Source organism: Amphritea sp. 1_MG-2023, from assembly GCF_030547545.1.
Lineage (GTDB): Bacteria > Pseudomonadota > Gammaproteobacteria > Pseudomonadales > Balneatricaceae > Amphritea.
In genome coordinates this window covers 94496-115901 of the sequence record NZ_JAUOQE010000003.1, presented here as the reverse complement: position 1 = coordinate 115901, position 21406 = coordinate 94496, and the positions used below count along the sequence as shown (strand labels likewise).

Below are 21406 nucleotides of genomic sequence, written 5' to 3'. Positions count from 1 at the left end.
TATCGATAGGCTTTTCATTCACAGTATCTTGATCAAATTATCGGGTTACTTATCAAACTTTATTGTCATAACACACCGATAACACGCTTCACAAAACGCCTATTCGACCGTCACCGATTTAGCAAGATTTCGCGGCTGATCGACATCGGTGCCTTTCAGCACAGCAACATAATAAGCCAATAGCTGTAACGGAATCGAATAGATGATCGGCGCCATCACTGTCGGTACATCCGGCAGAGTGATTAATTCCAGATCATTACCCGGTTTTACCTGGGCTTTGGAGTCGGCAAAGAGGAATAGCTTTCCACCCCGTGCGCGCACCTCTTCTAAGTTGGCCTGTAATTTTTCCAACAACGAGTTATTCGGAGCCACCGCGACCACCGGCATATTTTCATCGACCAAGGCCAACGGGCCATGTTTCAACTCCCCAGCGGGATAAGCCTCTGCATGAATATAGGAGATCTCTTTCAGCTTGAGCGCCCCTTCGACAGCCACCGGATAGATCGTGCCTCGGCCTAAAAACAGTGCATGATGTTTATCGACAAAGTGCTCGGCCATCTTCTGAATTTGTGCATCCAGTGTTAACACCTGTTCGGTTAAACCGGCCAACTGTTCCAGTTGTGCAACGATCTCAGCTTCACCCTCCAAACCATAACGACGGCCTAACACTAACGTCGTTAGCATCAACACAACCAACTGACTGGTAAAGGCTTTGGTTGAGGCGACACCGATCTCAGGACCGGCATTGGTCATCAACGCTAAATCCGATTCACGTACCAACGAACTGCCCGCCACATTACAGATCGACAAAAAGCCAACATAATCCTGTTCTTTCGCTTCTCTCAAGGCTGACAGTGTATCTGCCGTTTCACCGGATTGAGATAGGGTGATAAATAGCGTGCCCGGCATACACACGGTTTTTCGATAACGAAATTCGCTGGCCACTTCCACCATACACGGAATACCCACCAGTTTTTCGATCCAATAGCGCGCAACCACGCCGGCATTATAACTGGTGCCACAGGCGATAATTTGCACCATTTTTACCTGATCGAACAACGCCGAAGCATCACTACCAAAAACCTGTTCGAGCACATGGCCCTGATGAATCCGTCCTTCAAGCGCCTGACGAATCACCTGCGGCTGCTCATAGATCTCTTTCAGCATATAGTGACGGTAGCTACCTTTATCCGCCGCATCGTGTCCATGTTCAAATCGCTGAATCTCTCGTTGAACCGGTTTTTCAGCCGCATCATCAACCTGAACATCGGTACGACTAATGGTGGCTAGGTCACCTTCTTCCAGATAGATAAAGCGATCGGTCACCTGTAACAGCGCTAATGGATCGGATGCGATAAAGTTTTCTTCGCTACCCACCCCAATAACCAGCGGGCTCCCCATTCGCGTAGCTAATAACAGATCGGGCTGTTGCCGATCGATCACCGCCAATGCATAGGCGCCACCCAACCGTGATAAACAGACTTTCAAGGCTTGTTTCAGGCTTTTACCCGCCACCACTTCTCGGTGTATCAGGTGCGTTATCACCTCGGTATCGGTATCGGACAGAAACTCATAACCCGCCGCACTCAATTCGTCTTTCAGTGCCGAGTAGTTTTCAATAATGCCGTTATGAACCACCGCAATACGTTCTGCCGACAGATGTGGATGGGCATTGCGTTGCTCCGGTTTCCCATGCGTTGCCCAGCGAGTATGAGCAATGCCCAAGTGACCGGGTAAGGGTAAATCACTCAAAGCGGCTTCTAATTGAGCCACCTTACCCACCCGCTTGAGACAATCCAACTGCCCGGTTTGACTATTTAAAACCGCCATACCGGCAGAATCATAGCCTCGATATTCCAATCGTTTAAGCCCTTCCAACAGAATCGTTGAAATATTCCGGCTGGCGATAGCACCTACTATTCCACACATAATTCTGTTTCCTTATGATTTTTTAGCCGGACGCTGCCAGTTATTTAGATGCGCCTGTTTAACGCGAGTAATCGCGAGCTGCTCGTCCTCGACCGTTTTGGTAATCGTTGAACCGGCTCCAATCGTTGCACCGGCACCAATCTTGACCGGTGCCACCAAGGCCGTGTTAGAGCCTATAAAGGCATCATCGCCAATCTCGGTGGTAAATTTATTAACCCCGTCGTAGTTACAGGTGATAGTGCCGGCACCGATATTAACGCCAGCGCCGACCTCGGCATCACCAATATAACTCAAATGACTGACTTTACTGCCCACACCAATATTAGCTTTCTTGGTTTCGACAAAATTACCTATTTTAGCGTGGCTAGCTAATTGAGTGCCGGGACGTAACCGCGCAAAAGGCCCAATATCACAGTGCTCGGCCACTTCGGCTTGCTCCAGTATTGAGTTAGCCTTGATATGCGTACCGCTGCCAATCTGAGAATCTTTAATAATACAGTTGGCTTCAATCGTAACGTTATCGCCAATCACCACTTTACCGTCGAGTATGACATTAATATCGATAGTCACATCATGCCCGACACTGACTTCACCGCGCACATCTAGCCGCGCGGGATCGGCCAGAGAAACTCCATTTAACATCAAGGCTTCCGCCTGACCTCGCTGATACCAACGTTCTAACTCAGCTTGTTGTAGGCGATTATTAACCCCTTGCACCTCTTGCGTTGTGCGCGGTTGTATCGCTTGTATGCGTACGCCTTGTTCGGCGGCCATCGCTATAATATCGGTTAAATAGTATTCCCCCTGCGCATTGTTGGCAGAGAGCTGTGGAATCCAATCATTAAGCTGCTCTGAAGATAACGCCAAAATACCGGTATTCACTTCAGTAATCGCGCGTTGTGCTTCGCTAGCATCCTTATGTTCGACAATAGCCACCACATCACCGGCATCACTGCGCACAATCCGCCCATAGCCTGTCGGATCGTCAAGATTAACCGTCAACAAACCCAACTGCCCGCGTTGAGCGATTTTGACCAATTCAGCCATGGTTTCAGCCTGAGTTAACGGCACATCGCCATACAGCACCAAGACGACACCATCATCGGCAATATTAGGCAGGGCTTGAGCCACCGCATGACCGGTGCCCCGCTGCTCTGTTTGTAGGGCAAACTGAACATCCTGTCCTGACAATGCTGCTTTGACATGCTCGGCTTCATGGCCGATCACGATATGTAGTTTCGCCTCAGACAATGAGGATGCATTATCAATCACATGTTGAAGCATTGGCTTACCACCAATGGTATGCAGCACTTTAGGTAAAGATGATTTCATCCGGCTACCCTGGCCTGCGGCCAGAATAACGATATCGAGGGTATTCAAATCAGAGGTTTCCCTAGTTAATGACAGTGTAGATCTATATGTTATATCGACGACTGTTGACACAAACGGCTATTTAACAGAACTTTAATCTAACTGTCCTTAGATGCAACATTAAATGTCAGAGAAAAATTGACAACTATGAATGATGAACTGTTTGAACTACTCGGTCTGACTCAACGTGAGATCACTATCTATCGTGCTGTACTCTCGCTCGGGCCGAGCGCCATCCGTACCATTGCCGAACAAGCGGGCATCAACCGAGGAACAACCTACGACTGCCTGAAAGGCATGCAGCAAAAAGGGATTGTCACTTACCTACCCAAAGGGAAACGTCGCCTATTCAGTGCTAGGGAGCCCGAGGTGCTACTGCAATTGGCAGAAGAACGTCGGCACTCACTCAATTCAGCGATTGATCAACTTAAAACGAAAATCGTGCCCGAACTACATCACCTGATGCCCGATTTTAATACCGCCAATGTGAGTTATTATGAAGGCGATAGCGGTATCGAACAGGTACTACGGGATATTCTCAATACCGTTGAAGCCCAGCAACCAAAACGCTATTCCGTGTTTTCGTCAAAGCCCATTCGTAATCATCTGTACCGACCTTTCCCTAACTTTACCTCACAACGGATCCAAAAAGGTATTGAGGTTAAGGTAATTGCGATTGGTGACGGCGGTGAGGATGCCGAGCTAAGTGCCCGTAAATGGATTAAAACGGAAGGGAAAGTGGATGCCGCTTATATCGCTGTTTATCCGCCCAAATGCGCCATTATTTCGCTAGCCTCAGCTAACTACCCTACCGCCGTGGTGATCGAATCAAAAGAGGTAGCCGCTGCCCAGCAGATTATCTTTGATACGCTATGGGGATTGCTTTAGATAGAGGTTCGATGGCCCTTCTCTAGCGTTATACAACAACTTCTCGACGCTATTAAGATGGCTTGATGAATGACCTAAATAGACGCGCTTGAAGTGTTCGAATCAGCAACAGGCAATTTTTAAACAAAAAAACAGCCCGGAGGCTGTTTTTTATTCGAGTAGCAGTTAAGTAAAACTGGGTTATTTACCCATTTTCTTACGAATCTGCTGAATAGTACGCAGTTGAGCTGCAGCTTCAGCCAATTGAGCGGTCGCACGGGAATAATCCAGTTCGCTGCTCTTATCAGCCATCGCATTTTCAGCATGTTTCTTCGCTTCTTCTGCAGCAGCTTCATTGATATCACCGACACGCAGTGCAACGTCCGCTAGGACAGAGACTTTATGCGGCTGAACTTCAATGAATCCACCAGAAACGTAGAAAATCTCCTGCTCACCACCCTGTTTCTTTAGCTCTACAGGACCTGGTTTCAGTTCCGACAGAAGCGGAGCGTGACCCGGGTAAATACCCAGATCACCCAGGCTACCTGTCACTGAAACGAACTCGATAAGACCAGAGAAGATCTCTTCTTCAGCACTCACGATGTCACAATGAACAGTCATAGCCATGTTGTTATCCTTTTAAAAGGTTAACTAAGCGCATTTACATGCTCTTAGCTTTTTCAACCACTTCGTCGATACCGCCAACCATATAGAACGCTTGCTCTGGCAGATCATCATAATTACCAGCAAGGATACCCTTAAATGCAGTAATTGTGTCTTTCAGAGAAACATACTTACCTGGAGCGCCGGTAAATACTTCGGCTACGAAGAATGGCTGAGACAGGAAGCGCTGAATCTTACGTGCGCGAGTAACGACCTGCTTGTCTTCTTCAGACAGCTCATCCATACCCAGGATAGCAATGATGTCTTTCAGCTCTTTATAGCGCTGTAGAACACCCTGTACCTGACGAGCAGTATCATAATGCTCTTGACCGATAACCAGTGGATCCAGCTGACGAGAAGTAGAATCCAGTGGATCAACCGCAGGATAGATACCCAGCTCAGCAATTTGACGCGACAATACAACAGTTGCATCCAAGTGCGAGAAGGTGGTCGCTGGTGATGGATCGGTCAAGTCATCCGCTGGTACGTATACCGCTTGAATAGACGTGATAGAACCCGTCTTAGTTGAGGTGATACGCTCTTGCAGAACGCCCATCTCTTCCGCCAGTGTTGGCTGATAACCTACCGCAGAAGGCATACGACCCAGCAGTGCAGATACTTCTGTCCCTGCCAGTGTGTAACGGTAGATGTTGTCAACGAACAACAGTACGTCACGACCTTCGTCACGGAATTTCTCAGCCATTGTCAGGCCTGTCAGCGCAACACGTAGACGGTTACCTGGAGGCTCATTCATCTGACCGTATACCAGAGATACTTTATCCAATACGTTGGATTCTTTCATCTCGTAGTAGAAATCGTTACCTTCACGAGTACGCTCACCTACACCCGCAAATACGGAGAAGCCAGAGTGCTCGATCGCGATGTTACGGATCAGTTCCATCATGTTGACGGTTTTACCTACACCGGCACCACCGAATAGACCAACTTTACCACCCTTCGCGAATGGGCATACCAAATCGATAACCTTGATACCGGTTTCCAACAGCTCGTTAGACGCTGCTTGATCAGCATAAGAAGGCGCTTTACGGTGAATAGGCATACGCTCTTCTTCACCAATAGGGCCACACTCATCGATTGGGTTACCTAATACATCCATGATACGACCCAGTGTCGCTGTACCAACGGGTACAGAAACTGGCGCACCAGTGTTAACTACGTCCAGACCACGGCTTACGCCTTCCGTCTGACCCATAGCGATTGCACGTACCACACCATCACCCAGCTGCTGCTGAACTTCCAGTGTGAGTCCTTTAGACTCAACAGTCAGTGCATCATAGATTTTCGGTACATTGTCGCGTGGAAATTCCACGTCAACGACAGCGCCGATAATCTGAACAATACGTCCGCTACTCATGTTCGGATCCTCTTAACATTTAAACCTGTTAACTGCCTTATACAGCAGCAGCACCACTTACGATCTCAGAAATTTCTTGAGTAATCGCAGCTTGACGAGCCTTGTTATAAACCATTTGCAGCTCATCGATGAGGTCACCGGCGTTATCAGTTGCATTCTTCATCGCCAGCATTCGTGCTGCCTGTTCGCAGGCATTGTTCTCAACCACGGCCTGATAGACCAGGGACTCAATGTAACGAACCAGTAAGCCGTTCAACAGCTCTTTTGCATCGGGTTCGTAGATGTAATCCCAGTGATGGTTAAGACGGTCATCATCATCTTCTGCTTTCAGCGGAAGAATTTGCTCTACTTGTGGCTTTTGCGTCATCGTATTAACGAATTCGTTAGATACGACGAACAACATATCTAGCTTGCCTTCATCATAAGCATCCAACATCACCTTAACGGTACCAATCAGCTCAACGATTTCAGGCTTATCACCCAAACCAGCTTTTGCTGCGGTTACATTACCGCCAAATGTTTTAAAGAAGCTTACAGACTTAGAGCCCAGCGCACAGATATCAATTTCGATATTCTGCTCTTTGAACTCTTTCATCTTGGCAACTGCTACTTTGAACGCATTGATGTTCAAGCCACCGCAGAGACCACGGTCAGTCGCTAATACAATGAAACCGACACGCTTTACTTCGCGCTGTTGCAGATACAGATGCTTATATTCAGGATTGGATTTCGCCAGGTGCTGAATTACGCTACGGATATTCCGAGCATAAGGACGGCTTTCCTGCATGCGATCCTGAGCCTTACGCATTTTAGATGCAGCCACCATTTCCATAGCGCTGGTAATCTTACGTGTGCCCTGAATACTGCTTATCTGTGTCTTTATCTCTTTTCCGGCTGCCATAGTTCCACCTATTAAACCTTTACTTAGTTCAGGCCTGCATAATGACTTATACAGACCCCGACTCTAATGAGCGATTACCAAGTTTGGGTAGATTTGAACTTTTCGATACCAGCCTTAAATTGAGACGAGATCTCATCGTTGAAAGCGCCACTTTCATTGATCTTGCCCATTACATCAGCATACTCGCTGTTGAAATAAGCGATCAAAGACGCTTCAAAATCAAGGATCTTGTTCAGCTCGATATCGTTTAGGAAGCCTTCGTTTGCAGCGAACAGACTCAAACCCATGTCAGCAACTGACATTGGTGAGTACTGCATCTGCTTCATCAGCTCGGTGACACGTTGACCATGCTCAAGTTGAGCACGAGTCGCATCATCCAGATCAGAGGCAAACTGAGCGAATGCCGCCAGTTCACGATACTGAGCCAGAGCCAAACGAACACCACCACCCAACTTCTTGATGATCTTAGTCTGAGCGGCACCACCTACACGGGATACAGACAAACCAGCGTTGATCGCCGGACGGATACCTGAGTTAAACAGGTCCGCTTCCAAGAAGATCTGACCATCAGTGATGGAGATAACGTTGGTTGGTACGAATGCAGATACGTCACCACCTTGTGTTTCGATTACTGGCAATGCAGTCAAAGAACCGGTTTGGCCCTTAACTTCACCGTTAGTAAATTTCTCAACATAGGTTGGGTTAACGCGCGCAGCACGTTCCAGCAAACGAGAGTGAAGATAGAATACGTCACCTGGGTATGCTTCACGGCCCGGTGGGCGGCGCAGCAGCAGGGAGATTTGACGGTAAGCCCAAGCTTGTTTAGTCAGATCATCGTATACGATCAGAGCGTCTTCACCGCGGTCACGGTAGTATTCGCCCATAGAACAACCAGCGTATGGTGCTAGAAACTGCATCGCTGCAGGATCAGATGCGCCAGCGGCAACAACAATGGTATGTGCCATTGCGTCGTGCTCTTCCAGCTTACGGACCACGTTAGCAATAGTCGACTGCTTCTGTCCGACCGCTACGTAGACACATTTAACGCCGGTGCCTTTCTGGTTGATGATAGCGTCAATCGCGATCGCAGATTTACCAATCTGACGGTCACCGATGATCAGCTCACGCTGACCACGGCCAATTGGCACCATGGCGTCAATGGATTTCAGACCAGTCTGTACAGGCTGATCAACTGATTGACGTTCGATTACACCCGGTGCAACCTTTTCAACAGCGTCAGTCAGTTTTGTTTCGATTGGGCCTTTGCCGTCGATCGGGTTACCCAGGGCGTCTACAACACGACCCTGCAGTTCCGGACCAACAGGTACTTCCAAGATTCGGCCAGTACAACGCGCGGTCATACCTTCTACCAGACCCTGATAGTCACCCAGTACAACAGCACCTACAGAGTCACGCTCAAGGTTGAGCGCCATACCGTAGATACCGCCAGGGAATTCAATCATTTCCCCGTACATTACGTCAGCTAAGCCGTGAATCAGGATGATACCGTCAGAAACGCTGACGATAGTACCTTCATTACGTGCTTCAGAAGAGACATCAAGTTTCTCGATGCGGCTCTTAAGAATCTCGCTGATCTCAGATGGATTCAGTTGCTGCATGTTTAATCCTCACACTCAGGAGTTCATTGCTTCGGCTAGCTTAGCCAGTCGAGCACGAATAGAGCCGTCGATAACCATATCGTCGGTTCGAACGATCACACCACCGATAATGGACTTGTCCACTGCGGTAGTCAGACTCACTTCGCGGCCCAGCTTGGAGCTCAGTGCCTGAGTTAATTTTTGTTGCTGCTGCTCGCCCAGATCAAAGGCAGTTGTCAGATTCACATCAACAGTATGCTGTTGATTTGCTTTCAACTGTTCAAACTGTACAGAGATCTCTGGTAACAAAGCCAAGCGCTGATTTTCGGCCAACAAAGTAATAAAGTTCTTTGTTGATTGATCTTCCATCTGCTCTTCGCAGATAGAGATCATTGCCTCAGCTTTTTGCTCACGTGTGTAGCCTGGGTTATCCAGTACCAGTTTCATCGTCTCATGCTGAGCGACTGCGGTTGCAGTTGCCAGCATATCAGACCACTGATCAAGATTTCCCTTAGCTACAGCGTGCTCAAAAGCGGCTTTGGTATAAGGCCGAGCAACTGTATTGAGTTCAGCCATCGTAAACCTCGCTTAAAGCTCAGCAGCTAGTTTTTCAACAAGCTGTGCGTGCGCATTAGCGTCAACAGACGCTTCAAGAATTTTCTCAGCACCGGCAACTACTAGCGTAGCAACCTCAGCACGGAGAGTCTCTTTGGCACGGTTGGCTTCCTGATCGATTTCAGCTTTAGCAGCCGTGATAAGGCGATTGGCCTCTTCACGCGCTTTCTCTTTAGCTTCATCAACGATCTGATTAGCCCGCTTATTAGCCTGTTCAATGACGGCGGCGGCTTCTTCTTTGCTCTTACGCATATCGGACATAGCTTTTTCTTGAGCTAGTTCCAAATCACGTTGAGCGCGGTCAGCAGCGTCTAGACCATCAGCAATCTTCTTTTTACGCTCTGCTAGGGCACCAGTAATCGGTGGCCATACATACTTCATGCAGATCATTACAAAGATTGCGAATGAGATGGCCTGACCGATGATGGTTAAGTTAATATTCACGCCATTACCCCTCGCTGTTCATTATTACGTTGTAACTCGATGTAGATAGTTTCTATCCGAGAATTACGCAACAGCGAACATCAGGTACATACCCAGACCAACACCGATCATAGGTACCGCATCAACCAGACCCATTACGATGAAGAAGTTAGAACGCAGTAAAGGTACCAACTCAGGTTGACGCGCAGCGCCTTCTAGGAATTTACCACCCAAGTTACCGATACCAACAGCAGCGCCAATCGCAGCCAGGCCCATCAGTATCGCAGCAGCTAGAAATACTACAGCATTAGCCATTTCCATCAGTTTTCTCCATTAAAGTTTCAAAGTTAAAGTTAAAGTTAAAGTTAAACCCGCACACTACTTAGTGATCATCGTGAGCCATAGCCAGGTAGACAATCGTCAATACCATGAATATAAAGGCTTGCAGAGTGATAACTAAAATATGAAAGAGAGCCCAAGGCACAGACAACAACCATTGTGCCCAGAAAGGTAACATAGCAATTAGGATGAAGATCATTTCACCTGCATACATGTTACCGAACAAACGCAGTGCCAGAGAGATCGGTTTTGCTAACAATCCGACAACCTCAAGGAACAGGTTAAATGGTAAGAACCATTTACCCAGAGGCATGAAAGACAGCTCTGCTAAAAATCCACCAACACCCTTTTGCTTAATACTGTAGTAAACGATCAGGAAGAAGACACTGAAAGCCATACCCAGCGTTGCGTTTGGATCGGTTGTCGGTACCATTTTCATGTAACCAACGCCCATTTCTTGCGCGATGAAAGGCACCCAATCGACTGGCACTAGATCCATCAAGTTCATCAGGAATATCCAGATAAAGATGGTCAAGGCTAAGGGGGCTATTAGCGCATTTTTGTAATGAAAAATACTGTTTACATTGTCGTCAACGAATTCAACAATCGACTCGACAAAGTTTTGAACACTACCCGGTACGCCAGACGTTGCTGTACTTGCAACCTTCTTAAACAGCCAGATAAAGAACAAACCCAGTCCAATAGACCAGAGCATTGTATCCACGTGAATTGCCCAGAAGCCAAAATCTGCAGGCATGATACCGTTTGAGGTATCAACAAATCGCCAGCTATCGGTACCCTCATGGTAGCCGAAAGTCAGATTCGTCAAGTGGTGGGATATATACTCTGAGGATGTTAATGTGTCACCGCTACTCGCCATTCTCAGTTCTCTCGTTTCAAAGTTTCAGGAATCGGTCATCGACTTTCATTTGCAAATACCAGTTTAGTATCTGAAGCAAAATAAAAGTCAGAAATAAGGGAAATGGGCTCAGGGGTTGAACCAAGATAAACACCGCTGCAAAGCAGAGGATCGTTATCAGCATTTTCCATATTTCACCGATATACATATCAGCCAGGACACCCCGAGGCGTGTCACTCTGACTACCCAAGACTCGCCAAGCAAAAAACGCATTCGGCAGCAAATAAACAATGCCACCGAGTAGAGCCGAGTAAGCAGCAACGAGACTGTGTAACATTGCTGCTAACGTGATAACGACTATCGCCACTATCTGTATCTGAAAAACTCTTTTTACCTTCGCTCGTGTCCACTGAGTAAACTTCGCGCCAGGCCGTGCTTTTTTTGCTTGTTTCACAGATACGTTCGAATTCTTCGCTCTTTAACTGCCGTATTTCGCATAGGTCATCCTAATCAGCGAGCAGATTATATGGGGTTAAGGCTTCAGACTCAACCAGTCAATAAGGGTTTTACACTAATGTATTAAATAGATCGTGAGTAGTTGATACTTTATTACCGTAAGTGACCTAAAATGGCCGTTAAAGCATCCGCAGATTCATAATTAATGGTTATCTTACCTTTGCCCTTAGGGTTCTGATTGATTGCCACTTTTGCGGCAAAGCGCTGCGATAGCTCGCTGGCCAGTTGATCGAGTTGAGGATTCGTTTTCTTAGCCTCGGGAGCCGGCTTCACGTCCGTCACCGGTTCGCGTAACTGACGGACTAATTCTTCAGTTTGACGGACTGAAAGTCCTTGTCCCGCCACCTGTTTCGCCGCTTTTAGCTGTTCGTCTGTTTCTAAAGTCAACAACGCCCGTGCATGTCCCATTTCGAGATCACCATACTCAAGCATTCTTTTGACTTCCTCACTGAGGTGCATCAAGCGCAGAAGGTTAGTCACCGCTGAACGGGATTTACCAACGGCATCAGCCACTTCTTGCTGCGTCAGATCGAATTCAATCTTCAAGCGATCCAGCGCAATCGCTTCTTCCATCGGATTCAGGTTTTCACGTTGAATATTCTCAATCAGCGCCATCGCAATCGCGGCTTCATCCGGCACATCACGCACCACCGCTGGAATACTCTCGAGGCCCGCCATCTGACTGGCTCGCCAGCGACGTTCACCCGCTATAATTTCATAAATATTGTCGCCAACAGGCCGCACCACAATCGGTTGCATCACCCCCTGAGCGAGGATAGAGTTTGCCAACTCTTCCAATGCTTGAGGCTCAAGATCCCGCCGTGGCTGATATTTTCCTCGCTGAATCTGATCAACAGGCATCAAACAATAGCCATCACTGCCCGCTTGGCTGACCTCGGTTACTACAGCTTCCTCTGCATATTTAGTACTGGTTGATAACAATGCATCCAGTCCCCGTCCTAAACCACGCTTTTTAGCCGCCATCAATCAGTCTTCCTGTTCCTGTTTATCTGCCTGTTGTTTATCATCTTGACTCGATTTACGAATCAGTTCACCCGCCAACGCGAGGTAAGCCACCGCCCCCCGCGAATTTTTATCATACATCAATGCTGGTAATCCATGGCTCGGCGCTTCGGCCAAGCGAACGTTACGAGGAATAACCGTGCGATAAACTTGATCACCAAAAAATTCGACTAAGTGATCTGACACATCTTTGGTCAGACTCATTCGGGGGTCAAACATGGTGCGCAAAATACCCTCAATTTTGAGCGACGGATTCAAGCGTTTATTGATCTTATTGATCGTTCCAACCAACGAACTAATCCCTTCCAAGGCATAGTATTCACATTGCATCGGAATAATGACACCGCTCGAGGCAGCCAAGGCATTCACGGTAAGTAAGTTGAGCGACGGCGGGTTATCAATCAAAATAAAATCATAATTATCTTTTACTTTTTCTAGCGCCATCTTCATTCTGAATTCGCGTCGAGGTAACTGTATCAGTTCAACTTCGGCGGCCGTCAGATCGCCATTAGCACCAACTAAATCATAACCAGCAGGAGCTCCTTTGATGATGGATTCTTCTAGCGTGGCTTCACCGATAAGCACTTCATACACGGAGTTTTTCAAATGATGCTTATCAACGCCGCTGCCCATTGTCGCGTTGCCTTGAGGGTCCATATCAAGCATCAGCACCCGTTTTTTGGTAGCCGCTAACGATGCAGCTAAATTAACGCAGGTCGTTGTTTTGCCTACGCCACCTTTCTGGTTGGTGATGGTTAATATTTTGGTCACGTTCAAGTTCTCCCTAACATCAACAGATGCCGCTCGCCGTCGGTGCCGGGTACATTTAACCGGACACTTTGGCGCAGATTTATGGACTCAGGTAATAACTCAATTTCTTCAGTAGGATACATGCCTTTCATTGCAAGAAAAACACCCTCTTCAGCACACAGATGTGAAGTCCAATGGAGCATATCTTGTAAGGAAGCAAAGGCCCTTGAGATCACCCCATCGAACAGGACGTCAGGCGTGTACTTCTCAACCCGATCATGAATCACATCAATATTGTCCAATCCTAATTCAGCTTTAGCTTGAAACTGAAATCGGCTTTTTTTGATATTACTATCGAGCAATGTGATCGGCAGATCCGGCCGACAAATAGCCAACGGAATCCCCGGTAATCCAGGACCGCTACCCACATCAATCAAACGTTCTACCTCAATATAAGGCAAGACACTCAAACTATCGATGAGATGTCGGCTAATCATCTCTTCAGGTGACCGAACCGCCGTGAGATTAAAAGCTTTATTCCATTTAATCAGCAAAGCATGGTACTTAAGCAACTGATCATACTGCTCATCGCTAAGTTTGATATCGATCTGTTGGCACTGTTTTTCAAGTAGATTACGGTACTGCTGCATCAATTCAGCGCCTTTTTAGCGGTCATCTGTTTCTTCTTCAGGTGAATCAATAGCAACGAGATCGCTGCGGGTGTCATCCCTTGAATCCGCGCTGCTTGGGCAATGCTTTCGGGCCTAACCTGTTCCAATTTAGCGGTTAGCTCATTGGATAAACCACCCACCGACGCATAATCAAAATCGATCGGTAACAGCGTGTCTTCCTGACGACGAACCTTTTCGATATCACCTTTCTGTCGGTCAATATAACCGGCATATTTAATCTGAATCTCAACCTGTTCAGCTACCTGCGGATCGGTAACGGGTGTGCCTTTCAAACCGGCAACCTTGGCATAGTTAAGTTCAGGCCGTTTCACTAGGTCTTGAAGGTTATATTCCCGATTTATAGGCTGCTGTAGTTGTGTATTTAACTGTTCAGCTTCGGCCGTGCCGGGCTGTATCCAAGTTTCTTTAAGGCGCTGATTTTCCAACTCAACGGCTTCGCGTTTATCGCAGAAACGTTGCCAACGCTCATCATCGACGAGGCCAAGCTCACGACCTTTTTCAGTCAGGCGTAGATCCGCATTGTCTTCACGCAGAATCAACCGGTATTCCGCTCGGCTGGTAAACATACGGTAAGGTTCTGAAGTGCCCATGGTAATCAGATCGTCAACCAACACACCGATATAGGCTTCATCACGGCGAGGATACCACTGATCCTTCTCCTGAGCGCGCAGAGAAGCGTTAACGCCCGCCAGTAACCCCTGAGCCCCAGCTTCTTCATAGCCGGTCGTACCGTTGATCTGACCGGCAAAGTAGAGACCATTGATAACTTTAGTTTCTAACGTGTGCTTAAGATCTTGCGGATCGAAGTAATCATATTCGATGGCATAACCCGGCCGCGTAATAAACGCCTGTTCAAAGCCTTTGATAGATCGCACTGCAGCTAACTGAATATCAAACGGCAAACTGGTCGAGATGCCATTTGGGTAGAGCTCATGCGTCGTTAGTCCTTCCGGTTCGACAAACACCTGATGACTGGTCTTATCGGCAAAGCGGACTATTTTATCTTCAACAGATGGACAGTAACGTGGTCCTACTCCATCAATGACACCGGTATACATCGGCGAGCGATCTAAACCCGAACGCAGGATATCATGGGTGCGTTCATTCGTATGAGTAATATAGCAACTGATCTGTCGAGGATGATCGGCGAGAGATCCCATAAACGACATCACCGGTGTGGGTGTATCTCCGGGTTGTACCTGCATTAAACTGAAATCGACACTGCGAGCATCGATTCGCGGTGGTGTGCCAGTTTTTAATCGATCGACCCGTAATGGTAATTCTCGTAATCGATCGGCTAAAGCAACCGATGGCGGATCACCTGCGCGGCCTCCAGCATAGTTATCTAGGCCAATATGTATCTTACCCCCGAGAAACGTACCCACCGTCAACACAATATTATTGGCAAAGAAACGTAAACCTGCCTGAGTCACCACTCCTTTAACAGAATCCCCTTCAACAATCAGATCATCAGCGGCTTGTTGAAACAGTTGTAAATTTGGCTGATTTTCAAGAATTTCACGAATGGCGGCTTTGTAGAGTATGCGATCGGCTTGTGCACGCGTTGCTCTAACAGCAGGTCCTTTACGGGAATTAAGGGTACGAAATTGAATCCCCCCTTTATCTGTGGCGATAGCCATAGCGCCGCCTAAAGCATCGATCTCTTTAACCAGATGACTCTTACCGATACCACCGATAGCAGGGTTACAAGACATCTGCCCTAAGGTTTCTATGTTATGGGTCAACAGAAGTGTTTTAACACCCGTACGTGCAGCAGCCAAAGCAGCTTCCGTTCCGGCATGGCCTCCACCAATTACAATCACATCAAAGTGGTCAGGATAGTCCACTGTTTAACCTCATCATTAATTAAAGAGAGCCTGTATTTTTATGCCGATAGGCAGAGGCTCAGAAAAAGGCGCTAAGTATAAACCTAAGGGGCAAATATAGAAATGGTTAAACTTTGAACACTGACTAAAGATTTTTTTTTTAACTTCTTATTAACTATTAATTAAATATGTTCTTTAAAGATGTTTTTTATGATTATGGTTATTATTAAGCAGCCACTTTTTAGTTGATAACACGTATATATTCATATAATTCATGTACTTACAAGCCATAAAAGGCTGTTGTATAACTGCGATTAAGCGCTGGATAGGGTGTCACAGAGCTGTGCGTAACTAGGCATCTTATACACAGGTGTTTTTATTCACAGGAGCATCAACCGGTTGCTCATGCATTGTTATACAGTTTACACACAGGATTGAGTGGATAAAAATTTAGGTTAAATTTTAGTCTCTCAATGGTGACTAACCTTCTTCGCCTAGATATCTTCATTATGAGGATAACTTTTTCAGTGAAGTTTACCTAAACAACTGATCGCGTTTCAGTGTGTTAAAGTCACGGCGCTATAATATCCAAGTAGAACAGATACTTAAACAGTTTTTATGGCTATTTATCGGTGTATAACTCAATTGTGCCTGCGATTAGCTGTCATTCGACGACGATTAAGGTGTATTGATCAATAATAAAATAAACACTGTTTCTTCACACTTTATAGACGCTTAATCCCAAGGTTATCCCCAGTTGCTTGTGAGTAAACAAAAAGGTTAGACTCGCTTTATTTTTTTAACTTGTTGATATATAAGTGATTAATGCGTTTGTCGTTGTGCGGCTCGAGTTGTGGGTAAAATAATGAAGAAAGAGGAAGGATAGTCGAGGGGATAGACTGATTATAAGCTGTGCGTAACTTGTGGTCGTTATCGACAGCTTATAGTCTATGTTTTACAGGTGGATAAGTTGACGTTATACAGCGGTGCTCAAAGATCGACGCCATTTTGAATTAACCACTGCTTTAGTTGACTCAAGGGTAACGCACCACTGACTCGCGCGGTCTCTTTACCTTGTTTAAATAGAATCAATGTTGGGATCGAACGAATCTGTAATTGAGCACCGATGGTCTGCTCTGCTTCGGTATCGAGTTTTACTAATCGGATTTTGGGTTCAAACTGCCCTGCGGCCTGTTCAAATGTCGGTCCAAACTGCTGACAGGGGCCGCACCAACTCGCCCAGCAATCGACTAACACAGGAATATCATTGCGGTTAATCATGCTCTGATAATTCGCGGCGGTTAGAGCGGTGGTAGCTCCTTGAAACAGCGGTTGTTTACACTTACCGCATTTGGGACCATCACCGAGTCGTGCAGTGGGAACATTATTGGTGGCTGAACAGTTGGGACAACAGATACTGGTAGTCATAGTGAGTCCTTACTAACTAAACGTACTTAGTGATCTAGCCTATCGAGCGGTTTTTCTCAATAGGTTACTCATATTAGCAATGTGCTATATAAGACTTTACTCCGAAATGTCAGATCAGGGTAGCGTATTTCTTATCGATAAAGAGCCAACGTAGAAATGCTAAGCATCGGGTTCAACCGGTTTGCTTGGCATTAGTATTAACGTTTTGGATTATTTTGTGTGAGTTTACTCTGTTTCCATCAGAGGTGGACGGGATTAGCCACCAGCATGCATTAGCGATATGGACAGCTAAGTCTAGCGGTTATTCCCTAGTCATAGACGGCTTATGGTTAGTGATATCGGGGTCATTTGAGCCTGAGCTGCTGCATTCGACGAGTAGGTAAAAAGGGTTCGCCTATATTAGGCGAAATATTGTATGCGTTTCAGAGCTGATACTGTTCAGCGGTATAGCAAGTAAAGCGCTCATTTGTGTTTTGAGCGCTTTTAATACCGAGGTCTCACTTACGTTTTAAGCTAATTCCTTTGCCCGCTGTGACGGGTGTTTCCAGTTCATTATGAGATGCTTGAATGTTATCGACAATGGCCTGGGTGCTAGCTAGAAACGGTGCCGCTCGATGAAGTTCCATATTCATGTGAAGCAGTAAGGTTTCCATTGTGGCTAGTTCGTCATGGGTTTGGCCATGAAACATGGTCATATAGAGACGCAGTTTTTTGTTGTCACTCTCGAGCAATTGGCCTTTGATGATAAGCGGTTCACCTTCACTCACTTCCTTTAAATACTGCACCATGCTTTGTAGGGTGTAGATAGAAACCTGATGCTCTGCTCGAAAAGGTTCATCTAGGCCAATGTGAACCATAAAAGCGTCAATAGCTTGACTAAAAGCGACGACATAGTAGGCATCGTTCATATGACCGTTATAGTCTATCCAATCCGTGAGTACATCACTTTCAAATAAATTTATTAGTTGCGACATTATGATTCCTAAACAGTAAGAAGTGGGAGTTCAGTGGCCAATCATAAAATGTAATGTTAAATAGAATTGACTAAAATCGCATACTAATTGATTTTTATAGACTGAAATTAAGCTCAGTCTGTAAATACGAGGGGGCTAGGTGTTTGGTGATCGATTAAAGGCTGGGCCACAAAAAATTCATTTTTTATTGCTTCCGGGTTTTTCATTGTTTGGCCTAACCTCCATGTTAGGTCCTTTACGGCATGCGAACGGGACTAGTGATGATGATCTGTACGAATGGTTTCTCGTGTCTGAATCCGGAGGCTTAATTCGTAGCAGTGACAATATAGAGATTATGACCAATGTGAGCATTAAGGATGTCGATAAATGTGAAACGCTGATTATTTGCTCGGGACGTGATCCTTGGTTATCGAAAACGGCGGCTTTACTCGGTTTTATTCGACAGCAGAATAACTTTGGTGCGGACATTGGCTGCCAGGATACGGGAGCTTATATTGCCGCGGCTGCGGGTGTATTAGATGGTTACCGAACCACTATCCATTGGGAGAACCATGAAAGTGCATCGCAGACTTTTCCAAAAGTAACTTTTGTTCAAGAGTTACTCGTCATAGACCGAAAACGCTTTTCTTGCCCTGGGGCGTTGTCTGGATTGGATATGATGCTTTATTTGGTCTCGACTCAGTATGGTAAAGCGTTAGCCTCACAGGTCGCGGATGCGTTGGTCTATACCCATGAAAGAGCTCATACGGAGCCGCAGCGCCGTTCGATGCAATTACGATTAGACACTCGCAATCCTCATTTAATAGAAGCGGTTCAGCTCATGGAGCAAAATATTGAAGAGCCTCTGTTAATAACGGAGCTTGCCGACCATCTCGGCATTTCGGGCCGGGAGTTAGAGCGTCTATTTAAGAGTCATTTACAGCAGACGCCAAAGTCTTTCTATCGCAACCTAAGGCTAGAAAAAGCCCGTTGGATGCTACAGCAAACCCGAAGCAGTGTGACCTCGATTGCGATGGCATGTGGCTTCATTTCGCTGTCCCATTTTACCCGTAGCTATCAACAGACTTTTTGTAAAAAACCCAGCGATGAACGCTAACGGTTTGTTCATTCACCTATTCACCCGCGAGATCTTCGGGCTTTATCTTTAGGTGTTATTTAGCGTGCTACTTGGTCAATGCTGTTTTTTTAAGCTAAGAGTCATCGTCTTTAGACAAAATTGAACTCATTTAATCTGTAACTTTTATAACTGTTGATGGTTAGAGCGATCACAGTAGCGTCGCTTTAGTGTGTATTGAACTTATAAAAGAGCTTTGAATGATGAATCAAGACGTCATTATCACTTGCGCTATAAATGGTGCAGCGGATACCGCAGAACGTAATAAACATGTCCCTGTGACGCCTGAGCAAATAGCCAATTCTGCTATTGAAGCTTGGAATGCCGGAGCGGCTATTGCTCATATCCATGTACGAGATCCTGAGACGACTCAAGGCTCTAGACGTGTTGAGCTGTACGCCGAAGTTTGTGAGCGATTAAGAGCCTCTAGCTGCGACATCGTTATTAACTTAACGGCAGGCATGGGTGGTGATCTCTATATCGGCCCAGATGAGAACCCGACGGCTTTTACTCAGGATACTGATTTAGTCGGTGCTCATGAACGTTTGGTACATATCGAACAGTTGAAACCTGAAATTTGTACCTTAGATTGTGGTTCCTTAAATTTTGGTGATAGCAATCTAGTCTATGTGTCGACGCCCGAGATGCTGCGCATTGGTGCCGCTCGTATTCAAGAATTAGGGGTCACCGTTGAGCTAGAAATTTTCGATACCGGCAACCTTTGGTTCGCCCTACAAATGATGAAAGAAGGCCTATTGGATGATAATGCTATGTTCCAGTTGTGCCAAGGCATTCCTTGGGGAACACCACCCAACTTTGCTTTGCTAAAAGGGATGGTTGATATGCTACCGGCGAATACAAATTGGACCGCCTTTGCATTAGGCCGCAACCAATTGCCTTGGGTTGCACAATCGGCGTTATTAGGTGGCCATGTGCGCGTTGGGTTAGAAGATAATTTGTATCTAGGAAAAGGCGTGCTCGCGACCAACGGTCAGTTGGTTGAACGTTCAGTCAATATTATTGAAAACATGGGTGCTCGTATTCTTAATCCGACCGAAGCTCGTGAAAAACTTGGCCTAAGTGGCATTCAATAATATTTAAAGTGTAGGAGATGAATGATGGCTCGTCCTAATCCAAACGAAGTAACAAAAGTAGGTGTCATTGGTACGGGAGTGATCGGTGGTGCGTGGGCACTGCATTACTTACGCATGGGCATGGAAGTGGTTGCTTATGATCCAGGCCCTAATTCCGAAGAAAAGCTATTAGCGATGGTTGACCACATCTGGCCTACCATCACCAAATTAGGCCTTCGTGAAGGTGCCAGTAAACAGAATTTACGCTTTGTTGATTCACTAGAAGAACTGGCTAACAGCGTCCAAGTGATTCAAGAAAGTACGCCAGAAAAACTGGATGCGAAACGGCAATTATTCGCCGAGCTTGATCGAATTGCGCCACCGGAGGTGGTTATTATTTCGAGCACCTCGGGTTTTGCTATGACGGATATGGCGGTTAATCTTGAACTTCAGCCAGAACGTTTTGTGGTTGGACACCCGTTTAACCCGCCCTACTTAGTGCCTTTTTGTGAAGTCTGTGGTGGCGAACGCACCAGTCAGGACGTCGTGGATTGGACGGCTGAATTTTATGAATTCACCGAAAAACAAGTCGCTAAAATGGATAAAGAGCTGCCGGGCTTCATTGGTAACCGTCTACAGGAAGCGTTGTGGCGAGAAGCACTACATATGGTGGCGAATAACGAATGTTCCGTGGAAGACATCGATAAGGCGATCGCTTATGGGCCTGGCTTGCGTTGGGCAATCATGGGCCATTGTTTGACGTATCATCTCGGTGGTGGACAGGGGGGGATGGCACATTTATTGGATCATTTTGAAGAGTCCTTAGAAGAGCCTTGGACCCGTCTGAAAGCGCCGAAATTAACACAAAAACTCAAAGATGACATGGTTGAAGGTTGTTTAACGCAGGCAAACGGTGCCTCGATTAATGAGCTTATTCAAGAACGAGATGATTGTTTAATTCGCATTATGCAGACACTCAACGAATACCGCGAAGAAAAAGGTATTAAGCGTTAAGTTAGCGGACTTTTCCGTTATGGGATGTTTTACAAGCAAGGATGCTCTCGACAAAG

General features: G+C 46.3%; 21 protein-coding genes. 4 read left to right on the top strand and 17 right to left on the bottom strand.

Annotation, left to right across the window (positions count from 1 at the left end):
- Positions 1–99: 99 nt before the first annotated feature.
- A complete protein-coding gene (gene glmS / locus Q4488_RS03285; RefSeq protein WP_303579028.1) occupies positions 100–1929 on the bottom strand; it encodes a glutamine--fructose-6-phosphate transaminase (isomerizing) in 1830 nt (609 codons plus the stop codon).
- Between the two features lie 12 nt (positions 1930–1941).
- A complete protein-coding gene (gene glmU / locus Q4488_RS03280; RefSeq protein ID WP_303579027.1) occupies positions 1942–3309 on the bottom strand; it encodes a bifunctional UDP-N-acetylglucosamine diphosphorylase/glucosamine-1-phosphate N-acetyltransferase GlmU in 1368 nt (455 codons plus the stop codon).
- A 138-nt stretch (positions 3310–3447) separates the two neighbouring features.
- Here glmU and Q4488_RS03275 point away from each other — a divergent pair, with 138 nt between their 5' ends.
- Positions 3448–4188 (top strand): TrmB family transcriptional regulator, encoded by a 741-nt coding sequence (locus Q4488_RS03275; RefSeq protein WP_303579085.1) that lies wholly within the window; start codon positions 3448–3450, stop codon positions 4186–4188.
- Between the two features lie 180 nt (positions 4189–4368).
- On the opposite strand, the gene Q4488_RS03270 is transcribed toward Q4488_RS03275, so the two are convergent.
- The 15 genes from Q4488_RS03270 to Q4488_RS03200 all read right to left on the bottom strand — a co-directional run bounded on the left by Q4488_RS03270 (position 4369) and on the right by Q4488_RS03200 (position 18149).
- Complete coding sequence (locus tag Q4488_RS03270; protein ID WP_303579026.1) at positions 4369–4794, bottom strand: F0F1 ATP synthase subunit epsilon; 426 nt, start codon at positions 4792–4794, stop codon at positions 4369–4371.
- 34 nt (positions 4795–4828) lie between these two features.
- Positions 4829–6205, bottom strand: a complete 1377-nt coding sequence (gene atpD, locus Q4488_RS03265; RefSeq protein WP_303579025.1) for a F0F1 ATP synthase subunit beta — start codon at positions 6203–6205, stop codon at positions 4829–4831.
- A gap of 37 nt (positions 6206–6242) precedes the next feature.
- Positions 6243–7106 carry a F0F1 ATP synthase subunit gamma gene (atpG, locus tag Q4488_RS03260; protein ID WP_303579024.1) on the bottom strand — a complete coding sequence of 288 codons (864 nt, stop codon included), beginning with the start codon at positions 7104–7106 and terminating at the stop codon, positions 6243–6245.
- 74 nt (positions 7107–7180) lie between these two features.
- Positions 7181–8725 (bottom strand): F0F1 ATP synthase subunit alpha, encoded by a 1545-nt coding sequence (atpA, locus tag Q4488_RS03255; protein ID WP_303579023.1) that lies wholly within the window; start codon positions 8723–8725, stop codon positions 7181–7183.
- Between the two features lie 15 nt (positions 8726–8740).
- Positions 8741–9280, bottom strand: a complete 540-nt coding sequence (locus tag Q4488_RS03250) for a F0F1 ATP synthase subunit delta (protein ID WP_303579022.1) — start codon at positions 9278–9280, stop codon at positions 8741–8743.
- 12 nt (positions 9281–9292) lie between these two features.
- On the bottom strand, positions 9293–9763 hold the full coding sequence (locus tag Q4488_RS03245; protein WP_303579021.1) for a F0F1 ATP synthase subunit B: 471 nt from the start codon (positions 9761–9763) through the stop codon (positions 9293–9295).
- Positions 9764–9826: 63 nt separating this feature from the next.
- Entirely contained in the window at positions 9827–10063 is a 237-nt protein-coding gene (atpE, locus tag Q4488_RS03240; protein ID WP_215954036.1) for a F0F1 ATP synthase subunit C, read from the bottom strand.
- 61 nt (positions 10064–10124) lie between these two features.
- Positions 10125–10961, bottom strand: a complete 837-nt coding sequence (atpB, locus tag Q4488_RS03235) for a F0F1 ATP synthase subunit A (RefSeq protein ID WP_303579020.1) — start codon at positions 10959–10961, stop codon at positions 10125–10127.
- Between the two features lie 16 nt (positions 10962–10977).
- Complete coding sequence (locus Q4488_RS03230; protein ID WP_303579019.1) at positions 10978–11394, bottom strand: ATP synthase subunit I; 417 nt, start codon at positions 11392–11394, stop codon at positions 10978–10980.
- A 155-nt stretch (positions 11395–11549) separates the two neighbouring features.
- The gene (locus Q4488_RS03225; protein ID WP_303579018.1) at positions 11550–12440 is read right to left on the bottom strand and encodes a ParB/RepB/Spo0J family partition protein; all 891 of its coding nucleotides are present in this window, start codon (positions 12438–12440) and stop codon (positions 11550–11552) included.
- Positions 12441–12443: 3 nt separating this feature from the next.
- The gene (locus tag Q4488_RS03220; protein WP_303579017.1) at positions 12444–13250 is read right to left on the bottom strand and encodes a ParA family protein; all 807 of its coding nucleotides are present in this window, start codon (positions 13248–13250) and stop codon (positions 12444–12446) included.
- Between the two features lie 2 nt (positions 13251–13252).
- Complete coding sequence (gene rsmG, locus Q4488_RS03215; RefSeq protein WP_303579016.1) at positions 13253–13879, bottom strand: 16S rRNA (guanine(527)-N(7))-methyltransferase RsmG; 627 nt, start codon at positions 13877–13879, stop codon at positions 13253–13255.
- The gene (gene mnmG, locus Q4488_RS03210; protein ID WP_303579015.1) at positions 13879–15768 is read right to left on the bottom strand and encodes a tRNA uridine-5-carboxymethylaminomethyl(34) synthesis enzyme MnmG; all 1890 of its coding nucleotides are present in this window, start codon (positions 15766–15768) and stop codon (positions 13879–13881) included. Before mnmG ends, rsmG begins: the two co-directional genes overlap by 1 nt.
- A 969-nt stretch (positions 15769–16737) precedes the next feature.
- Positions 16738–17175, bottom strand: a complete 438-nt coding sequence (gene trxC / locus Q4488_RS03205) for a thioredoxin TrxC (protein ID WP_303579014.1) — start codon at positions 17173–17175, stop codon at positions 16738–16740.
- Positions 17176–17672: 497 nt separating this feature from the next.
- Positions 17673–18149 carry a thioesterase family protein gene (locus tag Q4488_RS03200; protein ID WP_303579013.1) on the bottom strand — a complete coding sequence of 159 codons (477 nt, stop codon included), beginning with the start codon at positions 18147–18149 and terminating at the stop codon, positions 17673–17675.
- A gap of 139 nt (positions 18150–18288) precedes the next feature.
- Between Q4488_RS03200 and Q4488_RS03195 the strand changes: the two genes are divergently transcribed.
- From Q4488_RS03195 to Q4488_RS03185, 3 genes are all read left to right on the top strand, one after another.
- A complete protein-coding gene (locus Q4488_RS03195; protein WP_303579012.1) occupies positions 18289–19245 on the top strand; it encodes a GlxA family transcriptional regulator in 957 nt (318 codons plus the stop codon).
- Positions 19246–19466: 221 nt separating this feature from the next.
- Entirely contained in the window at positions 19467–20357 is an 891-nt protein-coding gene (locus Q4488_RS03190; RefSeq protein WP_215954100.1) for a 3-keto-5-aminohexanoate cleavage protein, read from the top strand.
- Positions 20358–20378: 21 nt separating this feature from the next.
- Positions 20379–21350 (top strand): 3-hydroxyacyl-CoA dehydrogenase NAD-binding domain-containing protein, encoded by a 972-nt coding sequence (locus tag Q4488_RS03185; RefSeq protein ID WP_215954027.1) that lies wholly within the window; start codon positions 20379–20381, stop codon positions 21348–21350.
- The last annotated feature ends 56 nt before the right edge of the window (positions 21351–21406 follow it).

Bases quoted from the DNA above. Each gene is read 5' to 3' on its own strand.
- Q4488_RS03185 (WP_215954027.1), top strand. From the start codon at position 20,379: ATGATGGCTCGTCCTAATCCAAACGAAGTAACAAAAGTAGGTGTCATT.
- Q4488_RS03200 (WP_303579013.1), bottom strand. From the start codon at position 18,149: ATGTCGCAACTAATAAATTTATTTGAAAGTGATGTACTCACGGATTGG.
- atpD (WP_303579025.1), bottom strand. From the start codon at position 6,205: ATGAGTAGCGGACGTATTGTTCAGATTATCGGCGCTGTCGTTGACGTG.
- atpG (WP_303579024.1), bottom strand. From the start codon at position 7,106: ATGGCAGCCGGAAAAGAGATAAAGACACAGATAAGCAGTATTCAGGGC.
- rsmG (WP_303579016.1), bottom strand. From the start codon at position 13,879: ATGCAGCAGTACCGTAATCTACTTGAAAAACAGTGCCAACAGATCGAT.
- Q4488_RS03250 (WP_303579022.1), bottom strand. From the start codon at position 9,280: ATGGCTGAACTCAATACAGTTGCTCGGCCTTATACCAAAGCCGCTTTT.
- glmS (WP_303579028.1), bottom strand. From the start codon at position 1,929: ATGTGTGGAATAGTAGGTGCTATCGCCAGCCGGAATATTTCAACGATT.
- Q4488_RS03275 (WP_303579085.1), top strand. From the start codon at position 3,448: ATGAATGATGAACTGTTTGAACTACTCGGTCTGACTCAACGTGAGATC.
- trxC (WP_303579014.1), bottom strand. From the start codon at position 17,175: ATGACTACCAGTATCTGTTGTCCCAACTGTTCAGCCACCAATAATGTT.
- atpA (WP_303579023.1), bottom strand. From the start codon at position 8,725: ATGCAGCAACTGAATCCATCTGAGATCAGCGAGATTCTTAAGAGCCGC.
- Q4488_RS03190 (WP_215954100.1), top strand. From the start codon at position 19,467: ATGAATCAAGACGTCATTATCACTTGCGCTATAAATGGTGCAGCGGAT.
- Q4488_RS03270 (WP_303579026.1), bottom strand. From the start codon at position 4,794: ATGGCTATGACTGTTCATTGTGACATCGTGAGTGCTGAAGAAGAGATC.
- atpE (WP_215954036.1), bottom strand. From the start codon at position 10,063: ATGGAAATGGCTAATGCTGTAGTATTTCTAGCTGCTGCGATACTGATG.
- Q4488_RS03225 (WP_303579018.1), bottom strand. From the start codon at position 12,440: ATGGCGGCTAAAAAGCGTGGTTTAGGACGGGGACTGGATGCATTGTTA.
- atpB (WP_303579020.1), bottom strand. From the start codon at position 10,961: ATGGCGAGTAGCGGTGACACATTAACATCCTCAGAGTATATATCCCAC.